This window comes from Parvularcula dongshanensis (assembly GCF_014199615.1).
Classification (GTDB): Bacteria; Pseudomonadota; Alphaproteobacteria; order Caulobacterales; family Parvularculaceae; genus Parvularcula; species Parvularcula dongshanensis.
The window spans coordinates 36,901-49,463 of record NZ_JACHOB010000005.1 but is presented as its reverse complement, the minus strand read 5'-3'; the positions used below and the strand labels follow the sequence as shown (position 1 = coordinate 49,463).

Genomic DNA, 12,563 nt, shown 5'->3' with positions numbered 1-12,563 from the left:
TCGGCGGTCTTCGGGCCTTTGTTTGCCCGGCTTGTCAGGCTAGCTACCGGACAGAACACGGAGACCTTCATGCCTGCAGACGCTTCCGCCCCGGCCAAGAGCAACCTGTCCGCCACCGCCGACGAGCTGCTCGAATACTACCGGATGATGCTCCTGATCCGCCGGTTCGAGGAGCGGGCCGGGCAGCTCTACGGCATGGGTCACATCGGCGGCTTCTGCCACCTCTACATCGGCCAGGAGGCCGTGGTGACGGGCCTCGAGGCGCTGCGCCAGGAAGGCGATCAGGTCATCACGGGCTACCGCGACCACGGCCACATGCTGGCGTGCGGCATGGACCCCAACGGCGTCATGGCCGAGCTGACGGGCCGCGAAGGCGGCTACTCGCGCGGCAAGGGCGGCTCGATGCACATGTTCTCGTCGGAGAAGAAGTTCTACGGCGGGCACGGCATCGTCGGCGCGCAGGTGCCGATCGGCGCGGGTCTCGCCTTCGCCAACAAGTACCGGGGCAACAACAACGTCAGCTTCACCTATCTGGGCGACGGCGCGTCGAACCAGGGTCAGGTCTTCGAGGCCATGAACATGGCGAAGCTCTGGAACCTGCCCGTGATCTTCGTGATCGAGAACAACCAGTACGCCATGGGCACGAGCGTGAAGCGCGCCTCCGCCGAGACGCACCTCTACAAGCGCGGCGCGAGCTTCGGCATCCCCGGCAAGGAAGTGGACGGTATGGACGTCGTCGCCGTGCGCGAAGAGAGCCGCGAGGCTGTCGAGCGCGCGCGGGCGGGCGAGGGGCCTTACGTCCTCGAGATGAAGACCTACCGCTATCGCGGCCACTCCATGTCGGACCCGGCTAAGTACCGCACGCGGGACGAGGTCGACGAGTACCGCAAGAAGTCCGACCCGATCGAGCGGTGCAAGGCCCGCATCCTCGACGGCAAGCACGCCGACGAGGACGCGCTGAAGGCGATCGATTCGGACGTGAAGGAGCGGGTGAAGGCGGCCGCCGACTTCGCGCTCGAATCGCCCGAGCCCGATCCCTCGGAGCTTTACACCGACGTCCTGGCCGAGGCGAGCTGACCGGCGCGTCCGCCCCGGGATGGTGACCTTCTCCGTCCCGGGTCTCGGCCGCCTCTACGACGCCTATCTCTACCCCGACGACGGCCCGCGCCCGCGCTTCGACGCGCCCCTGGGCGAGCCGGCGCTGACGCCTGCGGACGGTGTCTCCTGGCGCGTGTTCGCGAACCCTGTGACCCTCTTCGTCGGCGGGGTCCTCGCCGTGATCTTGGAGCTATCACTGCCGAGCGTCCGGCACGGGGTCTGGGATCACTCCACCTTCGCGCAGGATCCGCGGGAACGCCTGCGGCGGACCGGGCTCGCCGCGATGGTGACGATCTACGCCGGGCGGTCGGTCGCGCTGCCCATGATCGGGCGTGTGAACCGCATCCACGCGGGAATTAAGGGCGTCACGGACCGGGGCGAGCCCTATCGCGCCGACGACGACCGCCTCCTGACTTGGGTCCACGCGACGGCGGCGTTTGGCTTCGCCCGCGCCTATGACGCCCTTACCATGCCCCTTTCGCCGTCCGAATGGGACGCGCTCTTCACAGAAGCGAAGCCCGTCGCGACCGCCTACGGCGCGCTGTCCGCGCCGGCGAGCTTCGCGGGGTGGGAAGACCTCCTGACACGGACTGCGCCCGACCTCGAAGGCTCGGACGTTTTAGATACCTTCCTGGGTCTGATGGCGAATCGCACCGTGCTTCCCCGCGCCGCGAAGCCGCTCCAAGCGCCGCTCGTCCGCGTCGCGGCGAGCCTGGTTCCGGCGCCGGTGGCGGGTCGGATCGGCCTTCCCAGGAAGCTGAAGGTCCGGGCAACCGATTGGTCCCTCGCAAGGTTCGCCGCCCGGACGGCGGCGCAGCTCGCCCTGCCGGAGAGCCCGCCCGCCCTGGCGCGGCGCCGTCTCGGCATCGTGCGCTCGACAACCGGAGGAACACCCCCCACTGTCGCGGCGCGCTTGGGAGGCGACCGGAAATGACGAAGTGGCGCGCCGCGCTTCTCGGGTTTGCTTTGCTCGCGGCGTGCGAGACGACGCCGCCCCCATCCGAAGGTCCGCAAGAGCCGTTGCCGGAGCCGGCGGACGTCGCGTCGGGTTGCGAGGCGCTCGTCCCGATCGAGGCGCAGGACACTGCGGCGGGCAAGGCCGCGGAGCTGAGCTGGCTCGGCGAACGCTATCCGGGTTTCGTCATCACCAACCAGACCACCCTTCGCTGCGACGGCGTACCGGTCGACCGGGTCGCGTTCACGCAGGACGGGCAGGACCACGTCGTGATGTTCGATACGTCCGCCTTCTTCGGGAAGGTCGGCGAGGACGACCTCAACGACCTCCTCGAAGGCTGACTTCTACTTCTTCGGCAGTTCGACGGAGCGGGCACCGGAGCGTTCGTCCTCTTCCATCATCACCTGTTCGGTCTCGGTCGTGACCGCGTCGTGCAGGCGCTCGTCGAGCTTGCCGATGTGGGCTTCGATGGCGGCCTTGCTGAAGCCTTCCTTCTCTGCATCCGCGAGGAGGTCGGCGCGGTAGTCGCGCGAGTGCTCCGAGCGGCCTTCATAGCCCTCGGCGGTCACGTGCTGGGCGATCCACTTCTCGACGAAGTGCTCTTCGGGGCTTTGCATGCTGCTTCCTCCTGTCGGGGCACGAACACCTCGCGCGTCCACTCTGTTGCACGGGGGTGCGGTGAGCCTTACAGCCCGCGCCCATGCCCGACCTCCTGCTAGAGCTGTTCTCCGAAGAGATCCCCGCCCGCATGCAGCGCCGCGCCGCCGCCGACCTAGAGCGGCTGATGGGGGCGCGCCTTCGCGAGGCGGGCTTTCCCGCGAACGATGCGCGCGCCTTCGGCGGACCGCGCCGCCTGACCTTCCTCGCGACCGGCCTGCCGGAGAAGACGAAGGATCGCACGGAGGAACGCAAAGGTCCCCGCGTCGGCGCGCCGGAGAAGGCGGTCGAAGGGTTCCTGCGGGGCGCTGGTCTCGACAGCATCGACCAGGCCGAGACCCGCGAGGACAAGAAGGGCGCGTTCTACGTCGCCATCATCAACGAGCCGGGCCGTCCGACCGCCGAGGTCATCGCCGAGGCCGTGCCCGCCATCGTGCGCGACTTCCCCTGGCCGAAGTCGATGCGCTGGGGGGCGGGCGAGCTTCGCTGGGTCCGCCCGCTGCACCGCGTCCTCTGCACCTTCGGCGGCGAGGTCGTGCCCTTCGAGGTCGAGAACGGCGGCCAGCCGATCAGATCGGGCGACCTGACCGAGGGGCACCGCTTCATGGCGCCGGGCGAGGTCCAGACGCGTAGCTGGGAGACCTACGAAGAGCGGCTTCGTGCAGCCAGGGTCGTCCTCGACCCGGACGAGCGCGAGGAGCGCGTGCTGGGCGAGGCGAGGGCGCTCTGCCAGGCGCAGGGGCTGGCGCTAGTCGAGGACCAGGGTCTGCTGGCGGAAGTCGCAGGCCTCGCCGAGTGGCCCGTGCCGCGGATCGGCAAGTTCGATCCGGCCTTCCTTCAGGTCCCCGACGAGGTTCTGACCGCCGCCATGCGCGGGCATCAGAAGTACTTCTCCGTCCGCGATCCTTCCACGGGCCGCCTCGCGCCGCGCTTCGTCACGGTGGCGAACGTCGAACCCGAGGACGGGGGCGCCGCGATGATGACGGGTTACGAGCGCGTCCTGACCGCGCGCCTGTCCGACGCGCTGTTCCTCTACCGCCAAGACTTGAAGACGCCGCTCGAAGAGCACGCCGAGCGCCTGTCGGGCATCACCTTCTTCGAAGGGCTCGGCACGATCGCGGACAAGGTGGACCGCGTCGCCGCCCTTGCCCGAGAGATCGCACCGAAGGTCGGCGCCGACCCGGGCCATGCGGAGAAGGCCGCGCGCCTCGCCAAGGCGGACCTGCCGACCGAGATGGTCGGCGAGTTCCCTGAGCTCCAAGGCGTGATGGGGCGGTACTACGCGCTCGAAGCGGGCGTGGAGCAGGACGTCGCTGACGCTATCCGCGACCACTACAAGCCGCAGGGGCAGGGCGACGAGGTGCCGACCGCGCCGGTCAGCGTGGCAGTGGCGCTGGCGGACAAGCTCGCGACGCTGGTCATGTTCTGGAGCATCGACGCGAAGCCGACCGGCTCCAAGGACCCGTTTGCGCTTCGCCGCATGGCACTCGGCGCCGTACAGATTCTACTGAGCGGTAGCCTCAAACTACCACTCCTCGAAACGTTCGGCGGCTCGAACGCAGACGCGGCGAAGGATCTACTCGGGTTCTTCCACGACCGCCTCACCGTCTACCTCCGCGACCAAGGCCACCGGCACGATCACATCGCTGCCGTCCTGACGCCGGACGCCGACGACCTCGTGCTCGTCGTGCGCAAGCTCGAAGCGCTCGAAGCGTTCCTTGGGACCGAGGACGGGGCGAACCTCATCACCGCCTACAAGCGCGCGGCGAACATCCTGCGGGCCGAAGCGAAGAAGGGAACCGAGCCGTCCGAGGCCATCTCGCCGGACGCCTTCGCGCAAGGTGAGGAGAAGGCGCTCTACGACACCCTCGAAGAGGTCCGGGTGCAGGTTCTGCCTGCCCTCGAAGAGGAGCGGTTCACTGACGCCATGTCGCTGCTGTCGAAGCTGCGCGGGCCGGTCGATGCGTTCTTCGACGAGGTGACGGTCGTCACCGAGGACGAGACGCTGACGCGGAACCGCCTGGCGCTCCTGAACTCGATCAAGGGCGTCTGCGAGCGGATCGCGGACTTCTCGAAGCTCGAAGGCTGAGCTTCCGGCGCCCCGGGCCGGGCCCGGGGTGACGGGGCGGGGGGCGTGTGAGCGCTCTCTTCGGCGGCTTTCGCGAAAATTCCCGCTGGTAGCGCTACCGTACTGCACTCCTTGCAAGACGCTCGCTCCAGACGCGTTATGACGCGTCTATTGCAACGCAGCATGGACCGTCCGGCGCATCGGGGCGGCCCGAGGAGACGGAATGGCCGAAGGCAGCACCACCCCTGGAAAGCTCGTCTACGCCTTCGGCGGCGGGGACGCCGAGGGCCGCACGGGCATGAAGGACCTTCTGGGCGGCAAGGGCGCGAACCTCGCCGAGATGGCCTCGCTCGGCCTGCCGGTGCCGCCAGGCTTCACGATCACGACCGAGGTCTGCACCGCGTTCTACGCCAACGGCCGGCAGTACCCGGATGGGCTGCGTGAAGAGGTCGCTTCGGCGCTAGCGAAGGTGGAAGAGGTCGTCGGCGCGCGCTTCGGCGACGCGTCGAACCCGCTCCTCGTCTCCGTCCGCTCGGGCGCGCGGGCGTCGATGCCGGGGATGATGGACACGGTCCTGAACCTCGGCCTCAACGACGAGACGGCGAAGGGCCTCGCCGAGCGCTCGGGGGACGAGCGCTTCGCCTATGACAGCTACCGCCGCTTCATTCAGATGTATGCGGACGTGGTGCTCGGCATGGCGCACCACGACTTCGAGGAGATCCTCGACGACTACAAGATGGACCGTGACTACGTTCTCGATACGGAGCTGTCGGCGAGCGACTGGCGCGGAGTGATCGCGGAGTACAAGCGGGCGGTCGAGCACCGCTTGGGCGAGCCCTTCCCGCAGGACCCGCAGGCGCAGCTTTGGGGCGCGATCGACGCGGTCTTCGGCTCTTGGATGAACGAGCGGTCGAAGACGTACCGCCGTCTCAACAACATTCCCGAGGCGTGGGGAACGGCCGTCAACGTGCAGGCCATGGTCTTCGGCAATATGGGCCAGACCTCGGCCACGGGCGTCGCCTTCACGCGCGATCCGTCCACCGGCGAGAATGCGATCTACGGCGAGTACCTCATCAACGCGCAAGGAGAGGACGTCGTTGCGGGCATCAGGACGCCGCAGTCCCTTACGCGGGACGGGCGGGAGCGTCAGGGGACGGACGGCCCTTCGCTCGAAGAGGCGATGCCCGAGACCTATGCCGAGCTTCTGTCGGTCTTCGAGACGCTCGAAAGCCACTACCGCGACATGCAGGACATCGAGTTCACCATCCAAGAGGGCACCCTCTGGATGTTGCAGACGCGGACTGGAAAGCGGACGGCCAAGGCGGCGTTGAAGATCGCGGTCGACCTCTGCGAGGAGGGCAAGATCGACGCGCGCGAAGCGGTGATGCGCGTGGACCCTTCGGCGCTCGATCAGCTCTTGCACCCGACGCTCGACCCCGACGCGCCTCGCGACCTTCTGACCCGCGGCCTGCCCGCGAGCCCGGGCGCGGCGTCGGGCGAGGTCGTCTTCTCCGCCGACGAGGCCGAGGCGGCGGCGAACGCGGGGCGGCGCGTGATCCTCGTGCGGGTCGAGACGAGCCCAGAGGACATTCACGGCATGCACGCGGCGGCGGGGATCCTGACCGCCCGGGGCGGGATGACGAGCCACGCCGCCGTCGTCGCGCGCGGCATGGGGCGGCCTTGCGTCTGCGGCGCGGGCGATCTGCGCATGGAGAAGGACGGTGAAGCGGTGATCGCGGGCGGGCGGCGCATCGGGCGTGGCGAGGCCATCACCATCGACGGGGCGACGGGGGAGGTCTTCTTCGGCGCCGTTCCGACGGTCGAGCCGGAGCTGTCCGGTGACTTCGCGACGCTGATGGGCTGGGCCGACGGCTTCCGCCGGATGGGCGTGCGTGCCAACGCCGAGACGCCGCTCGACGCGAAGACCGCGCGCGGCTTCGGGGCGGAGGGGATCGGCCTTTGCCGCACGGAGCACATGTTCTTCGACGCCGAGCGCATCCTGGCGGTCCGCGAGATGATCTTGTCGGAGAGCGAGTCGTCCCGGCAGGCGGCGCTCGCCAAGCTCCTGCCGCATCAAAGGAGCGACTTCACCGAGCTCTTCACGGTCATGCGCGGCCTGCCAGTCACGGTCCGCCTCCTCGATCCGCCGCTGCACGAGTTCCTGCCGCAGAGCGACGAGGAGATCGCGGAGGTGGCCCGGGCGGCTGGGGCGGACCCGGAGGCCTTCTCCCGCCGCGCGCGCCAGCTGGAGGAGCAGAACCCGATGCTGGGGCACCGGGGCTGCCGCCTCGGCATCTCCTACCCCGAGATCTACGAGATGCAGGTCCGGGCGCTCATGGAGGCCGCTTGCGACGTCGTCGCGGAGACCGGCGAGGCGGTCGTCCCCGAGGTCATGGTGCCGCTCGTCGCGACCCGCGCCGAGCTCAGCCGTCTGCGCACCCGAATCGAGGCGGTCGCGGACGCAGTCTTCGAGGAGAAGGGCCGCAGGCTCGACTACCTCGTCGGGACGATGATCGAGCTGCCGCGGGCTGCCCTCACGGCAGACGAGATCGCAGGCGACGCCGAGTTCTTCTCCTTCGGGACCAACGATCTGACGCAGACGACCTTCGGGCTCAGCCGAGACGACGCGGGCAGCTTCCTGCCGGCCTACGTAAAGAACGGCCTCCTGCCGCAGGACCCCTTCGTCAGCCTCGACAAGGAGGGGGTGGGCGCGCTCGTCCGGATCGCGGCCGAGAAGGGGCGGGCGGTGAAACCCGACCTCAAGCTCGGCATCTGCGGCGAACATGGTGGAGACCCGGCCTCGATCGCCTTCTGCGAGGGGGTGGGGCTGACCTACGTTTCCTGTTCGCCCTACCGCGTGCCGATCGCCCGGCTCGCCGCCGCCCAGGCGGCCATCGCGACAGCCGCGTGATGGTTTGCAGTGAGGAAACCCCATCAGGAAATAGCCCTGAAGAGGTCACGGATTGTTCATAACTTTTTAACCCTTTGATGAGGCTTCTTTCTTCACTCTGACGGCTGCATCCCCTGCTCTCACGGCGTTGTGAGTCCCCGCGTGCCCTTCTAGCTCTCTCCGCCGCGGGCCACGGCCCGGAGCTTGCCAGAGACACCGCACGGATTTGGGCCGGAAGAGGGCGGTAGGATGAGACGACCGATCGAGGTGCTCCTCGCGCTTAGCGCTAGCATGGTCGCAGCGTTCGCGACGGGCGTCGTCCCGGCGGAAGCGGAGGTGGCGTCGCCGCCCGAGGCGATACCGCTCGCTCTTCCCGAAGCGTTCGGGGAGGCCCCTGCGCCGGGCGCCGAGATCGCCCAGGTTGTCGTGGAGGCCGATCCCTTCACGCAACTCGACGAGGCCGGCCTCGACGGCGAAGGGCTGCGCGCGGCGGCGGGACCGCTGCCCGGGCGCCTCGCGGCCTTCGACCTGCGCGCCATCGACCTGACCGCGATCGACGATGACGACCGCCGGTGCCTTACCGAGGCGATCTACTACGAAGCCCGCAGCCAGACCCTCGCCGGCCGTATGGCGGTCGCCGACGTGGTCCTGAACCGCGTCGAGAGCCGTCGCTATCCGAACACGGTCTGCGGCGTCGTCTTCCAGGGCGCGGCCAAAGGCTGGGGGTGCCAGTTCAGCTTCGCCTGCGACGGCTCGATGGAGAAGGCGGTCGAGCGGCGCGCGATGATCAAGGCGCAGGCGGCGGCGACTGCGGTCCTCGGCGGTTTCCGCCTGCCGCTGTCGGGCGGCGCTACGCACTACCACGCCGACTACGTGCAGCCCTTCTGGGTCGGGGCGATGGAGCAGACGGCCGTGCTGGACGATCACCTCTTCTACCGCGTCGCCAAGCGGCAGGTTCGGCTCGCTTCGAACTAGTCCCGCGGGGCGGCCGCACGGGCAAGGCGGTCGTTTATCGCGACGCCCAGGCCCGTATGGGGTATCGGGGCGACCGCGATTACCGGCGCGAGGCCATCGAGGCGGCGTAGGGCAGCGAAAAGGTTCGCGGCGGCCTCCCGCAGGTCGCCGGTCGGGGACAAGTCGAACGCAGCCCCTGCGGTTCCCCCGAATCCGAGCAGCACTTCGCCTCGGCCCAGCGACCGCGCGTTCAGCCTGACGGCGGAGGCAGGCGCGTAATGGCTCCGCATCATGCCGGGCGCTTCGACGCCGCCGGACGGCTGGGCGAGCGGCATGCCGAGAACGGCCTCGACGTCGGCAGCGAGCACGCTGCCCGGCCGCAGAAGGGTCGGGCGTTTACCGGCGAGACCGACGATGGTGCTCTCGACGCCGACTTCGCATGGTCCGCCGTCGAGGACGGGCACGTCCGGCAAGCCTTCGGCAACGTGCCGCGCCGTCGTCGGACTGACGCCGCCGGAAGGATTGGCGCTCGGCGCGACGAAGGGCCTGCCGAACCGTGCGAGCAGAGCTCTTGCGACTTCGTGGGCAGGACAACGGATGGCGAGGCTCGGCAGGCCCGCGCTCGCCAGGGAGGCGATCGGCGCTGCGGCTTTCGTCGGAAGGACGAGCGTCAGGGGCCCCGGCCAGAAGGCGCTCATCACACGCCGCGCCTCGGGGGAGGTGTCGACCAGCGCTTCCGCTGCGGCCGGATCGGCGACGTGTACGATCAACGGGTTGAAGCGCGGGCGTCCCTTCGCCGTGAAGACGCTCGCCACCGCCTCGCCATCGCTCGCATCCGCCGCGAGGCCGTAGACCGTCTCCGTCGGCACGCCGACGAGGCCGCCCGTCGCGAGGCGGCGCGCCGCACGTTCGATCCCCTCGTCATTCGCCTGCCAGATTCGTGACATTCGCGCGCGTTAGCCTGGCTTGCAGTTCCGTTCACTCCCCATCCACCGCTTGAGCGGGCATAGTGGCGAAAACAAACGACTCCGGGAGAACGCCATGGCCTACCGCACCCCCGTCCGGGACATGCACTTCCTTCTCGAGCATGCCGCCGGGCTCGACGCCGTGCGGGCGACCGGCGCGTTCGACGACCTGTCAGACGACCTTGTCGCCAGCATCCTCGAGGAGGCGGGCCGCTTCGCCGACGAGGTGGTCGCACCGCTGAACCCCGTCTCGGACCGTCAGGGCGCCCGGCTGGAGAACGGGCAGGTCGTAACCACGCCGGGCTTCAAGGAGGCCTATGCGCAGTACGTCGAGGCGGGGTGGAACGGGCTCGCCTTTCCCGAGGCGTGGGGCGGGCAGAACCTGCCCGCGACGCTAGCGCTCGCGGTCTTCGACGCGCTTTGCGGGGCTTGCTTGTCCTTCACGATGGGCATGAGCCTGACCCAAGCGGCGGTGAAGGCGCTTCTCGCGCACGGGTCGGACGAGCAGCGGACGCTGTACCTGCCGAAGCTGACGACGGGTGAGTGGACGGCGACCATGAACCTGTCCGAGCCGCAGGCGGGCTCGGACCTGTCGAACCTCAAATGCCGGGCGGAGCCAGTCGGCGACGGAACCTACAAGATCACAGGGACCAAGATCTGGATCTCCTACGGCGACCACGACATGACGCAGAACATCTGCCACCTCGTGCTCGCCCGCACGCCGGACGCCCCCGAAGGGACGCGCGGCATCTCAATGTTCCTAGTGCCGAAGTACCGGGTGAACGAGGACGGCAGCCTCGGGGACTTCAACGATGTCCGAGTCGCGGGCATCGAAGAGAAGCTCGGCCAGCACGGCAGCCCGACCTGCGTCATGTCCTACGGCGATGCCGGCGAGTGCCTGGGTACGCTGGTCGGTGAGGAGAACGCGGGCCTCAAGAGCATGTTCGTCATGATGAATGCCGCCCGCATCGACGTCGGCATGCAGGCCGCATCGGTCGGCGAAGCCTCGTTCCAGCACGCGCTCGCCTACGCGCAGGGCCGTGTCCAAGGGCGCCCCTACGGCGTGAAGACGGGCCAGCAGAACCCGATCTACGATCACCCGGACGTGCGCCGGATGCTCTTCACGATGAAGGCGCTGACGGAGGCGTCGCGCGCTCTCTGCTACGCCAACATGGCAGCCTACGACGTTGCGCACCGGTCCTCGGACGCCGAAGCGATGGCTCAGGCGAAGCGGCGCGAGGAGCTTTTGACCCCGCTCTCCAAGGCGTTCTCTTCGGACCGCGCGATCGAGACGACGAACCTCGGGATTCAGGTCCATGGCGGCATGGGCTTCGTCGAGGAGACGGGCGCGGCGCAATTCTATCGCGACTGCCGCGTTGCGGCGATCTACGAGGGCACGAACGGCATCCAGGCGATCGACCTCGTCGGGCGGAAGCTCGGCATGGAGGAGGGCGGGCTCGCCTACGACTTCCTGGACGAAGTCGAAGCGGGCGCAGAGGCGCTCCGAGCGTCCGGTCATGAAGGTCTCGCGGCGGCGGGCGAGAGGATGGCGGCGGAGGCGAAGCGCCTTCGCGAGACGACCGCCTGGATGCTCACCGCCATGCGGACCGAGACGGAGGCGGGCCTTACCGGCGCCGTGCCCTATCAGGACCAGTTCGGCTACGTCGCCGCCGGCCACTACCTTCTTCGCGCCGCCCTCGCAGCGCTAGGCGAGAAGGGCGGGGCGGTCGATGCCTACCTGGAGGGCCGCATCGCGATCGCCGCCTTCTACGCCGATCACATCCTGCCGCGTGCCGAGGGGCTGGCGGCGGTCGTGACGGCCGGGGCAGGAAGCGTCGCGCCGATCGATCCCGAGCTTCTCATCGCGTGACGGGTTCGCCGCCCTGGCGCGCGGCGACGGTCGCCGCTAGCAACCCGCTCAGCGAACACGGCAAAGGGGCAGGCATGGCGCAGGATAAGCGGGGAGGGCGATCGTGCCGCACGTGCCGGTCGTCCTGAAGATCGTCCTCTTCTACGCCTCCTGGCTCGCTCTCCCAGTCGCTGCCCTCCTCTTCTGGAACCTCGCGCGGGGGTGGCACCGAACGAGCAACCTCATTGCGCTGCTGCCGGTGCTGGTCTTCGTCTACGCTCGGTTCGTGGAGCCGCGCGTGCTTCTCGTCTCGGAGCACGAGGTCACCTTGTGCGGCCAGGGGCTGCCCGGAACGCTGCGCGCAGGGGTCGTCTCCGATACCCACAACGGCATCTTCGCGAACGCCGTCTCGATGAGGCGGATCGTCGATCGGTTGCGGCGGCTCGACCTGGACTTCGTCCTGATGCCCGGCGACTTCACCTACTATCCGAAGCCTGAGGCGATCGCCGGCAACGTCGAGGCGCTGCGCGACGTCGGCGTCCCGGTCTACGCCGTCATGGGCAATCACGACGTCGGCTATCCCGGTCCGGACCTGACTGAGCCGCTAACGGCGGCCCTGCAGAGTGTCGGTGTCACGGTGCTCAACCCCGGCGAGGCCGTCTTCTCCGAGGCGGGCAAGTACGTCCGGATCGCGGGGCTGCGAGACCTCTATCAGGTTCGCGGAACCGACACGCCGCTCGAGGTGCCGGAGCCGTCGCCGCTGCCGACGATCTACCTCGAACATAACCCCGATACGATCAAAGCCGGCGATCTCGGCACGTTCGACCTGATGGTCTCAGGTCATACCCATGGCGGCCAGATCAACGTCCCGTTCTTCACCTGCCGCATGACCTTCGCCTGCGACACGCTGCGCTATGGTTACGCGGACAACCCGGTCGGCAAGCTCTTCGTCACGTCCGGTACGGGCATGGTCGGCCTGCCGGTGCGGTTCGGCGTGCCGCCCAAGGTCGACGTTCTGAACCTACGGCTCGACCGCTGCCGCACGCCGGAGCCTAGGACGCGGCTGACGCCGCGCCTCGGCGCGCACTCGACATCATCGCCCCGAACGAAGACATAGGCGCGAGGCA

At 68.8% G+C, this 12,563-nt stretch carries 10 protein-coding genes; 8 read left to right on the top strand and 2 right to left on the bottom strand.

Annotated features, from left to right (window positions below; all coding sequences use genetic code 11):
* Window positions 1-69 precede the first annotated feature (69 nt).
* From pdhA to GGQ59_RS11205, 3 genes are read left to right on the top strand one after another with little or no spacing between them, the layout of a single operon-like run.
* On the top strand, window positions 70-1,077 hold the full coding sequence (gene pdhA, locus GGQ59_RS11215; protein ID WP_183818623.1) for a pyruvate dehydrogenase (acetyl-transferring) E1 component subunit alpha: 1,008 nt from the start codon (window positions 70-72) through the stop codon (window positions 1,075-1,077).
* A gap of 19 nt (window positions 1,078-1,096) precedes the next feature.
* A complete protein-coding gene (locus tag GGQ59_RS11210; protein WP_183818621.1) occupies window positions 1,097-2,032 on the top strand; it encodes an oxygenase MpaB family protein in 936 nt (311 codons plus the stop codon).
* On the top strand, window positions 2,029-2,394 hold the full coding sequence (locus GGQ59_RS11205; RefSeq protein ID WP_183818619.1) for a hypothetical protein: 366 nt from the start codon (window positions 2,029-2,031) through the stop codon (window positions 2,392-2,394). The genes GGQ59_RS11210 and GGQ59_RS11205 overlap by 4 nt, the downstream gene beginning before the upstream one ends.
* A gap of 3 nt (window positions 2,395-2,397) precedes the next feature.
* On the opposite strand, the gene GGQ59_RS11200 is transcribed toward GGQ59_RS11205, so the two are convergent.
* Window positions 2,398-2,670: a restriction endonuclease gene (locus tag GGQ59_RS11200; RefSeq protein WP_183818617.1), complete on the bottom strand. Its 273-nt coding sequence runs from the start codon at window positions 2,668-2,670 to the stop codon at window positions 2,398-2,400.
* An 83-nt stretch (window positions 2,671-2,753) separates the two neighbouring features.
* Here GGQ59_RS11200 and glyS point away from each other — a divergent pair, with 83 nt between their 5' ends.
* The 3 genes from glyS (at window position 2,754) to GGQ59_RS11185 (ending at window position 8,643) form a co-directional block, all read left to right on the top strand.
* The gene (gene glyS, locus GGQ59_RS11195; protein WP_183818615.1) at window positions 2,754-4,799 is read left to right on the top strand and encodes a glycine--tRNA ligase subunit beta; all 2,046 of its coding nucleotides are present in this window, start codon (window positions 2,754-2,756) and stop codon (window positions 4,797-4,799) included.
* Between the two features lie 202 nt (window positions 4,800-5,001).
* Window positions 5,002-7,689, top strand: coding sequence for a pyruvate, phosphate dikinase (gene ppdK / locus GGQ59_RS11190; RefSeq protein WP_183818613.1), 2,688 nt, complete (start codon window positions 5,002-5,004; stop codon window positions 7,687-7,689).
* Between the two features lie 228 nt (window positions 7,690-7,917).
* Window positions 7,918-8,643 carry a cell wall hydrolase gene (locus tag GGQ59_RS11185; protein ID WP_183818611.1) on the top strand — a complete coding sequence of 242 codons (726 nt, stop codon included), beginning with the start codon at window positions 7,918-7,920 and terminating at the stop codon, window positions 8,641-8,643.
* On the opposite strand, the gene GGQ59_RS11180 is transcribed toward GGQ59_RS11185, so the two are convergent.
* On the bottom strand, window positions 8,640-9,569 hold the full coding sequence (locus GGQ59_RS11180) for an L-threonylcarbamoyladenylate synthase (RefSeq protein ID WP_183818609.1): 930 nt from the start codon (window positions 9,567-9,569) through the stop codon (window positions 8,640-8,642). The genes GGQ59_RS11185 and GGQ59_RS11180 overlap by 4 nt on opposite strands.
* A gap of 94 nt (window positions 9,570-9,663) precedes the next feature.
* Between GGQ59_RS11180 and GGQ59_RS11175 the strand changes: the two genes are divergently transcribed.
* On the top strand, window positions 9,664-11,457 hold the full coding sequence (locus GGQ59_RS11175) for an acyl-CoA dehydrogenase (RefSeq protein WP_183818607.1): 1,794 nt from the start codon (window positions 9,664-9,666) through the stop codon (window positions 11,455-11,457).
* Window positions 11,458-11,560: 103 nt separating this feature from the next.
* Window positions 11,561-12,553, top strand: a complete 993-nt coding sequence (locus GGQ59_RS11170; protein ID WP_183818605.1) for a metallophosphoesterase — start codon at window positions 11,561-11,563, stop codon at window positions 12,551-12,553.
* Window positions 12,554-12,563 lie beyond the last annotated feature (10 nt).

Excerpts from the sequence above, each read along its gene's own strand:
- pdhA (WP_183818623.1), top strand. The coding sequence starts at position 70 with ATGCCTGCAGACGCTTCCGCCCCGGCCAAGAGCAACCTGTCCGCCACC.
- GGQ59_RS11210 (WP_183818621.1), top strand. The coding sequence starts at position 1,097 with ATGGTGACCTTCTCCGTCCCGGGTCTCGGCCGCCTCTACGACGCCTAT.
- GGQ59_RS11205 (WP_183818619.1), top strand. The coding sequence starts at position 2,029 with ATGACGAAGTGGCGCGCCGCGCTTCTCGGGTTTGCTTTGCTCGCGGCG.
- GGQ59_RS11200 (WP_183818617.1), bottom strand. The coding sequence starts at position 2,670 with ATGCAAAGCCCCGAAGAGCACTTCGTCGAGAAGTGGATCGCCCAGCAC.
- glyS (WP_183818615.1), top strand. The coding sequence starts at position 2,754 with ATGCCCGACCTCCTGCTAGAGCTGTTCTCCGAAGAGATCCCCGCCCGC.
- ppdK (WP_183818613.1), top strand. The coding sequence starts at position 5,002 with ATGGCCGAAGGCAGCACCACCCCTGGAAAGCTCGTCTACGCCTTCGGC.
- GGQ59_RS11185 (WP_183818611.1), top strand. The coding sequence starts at position 7,918 with ATGAGACGACCGATCGAGGTGCTCCTCGCGCTTAGCGCTAGCATGGTC.
- GGQ59_RS11180 (WP_183818609.1), bottom strand. The coding sequence starts at position 9,569 with ATGTCACGAATCTGGCAGGCGAATGACGAGGGGATCGAACGTGCGGCG.
- GGQ59_RS11175 (WP_183818607.1), top strand. The coding sequence starts at position 9,664 with ATGGCCTACCGCACCCCCGTCCGGGACATGCACTTCCTTCTCGAGCAT.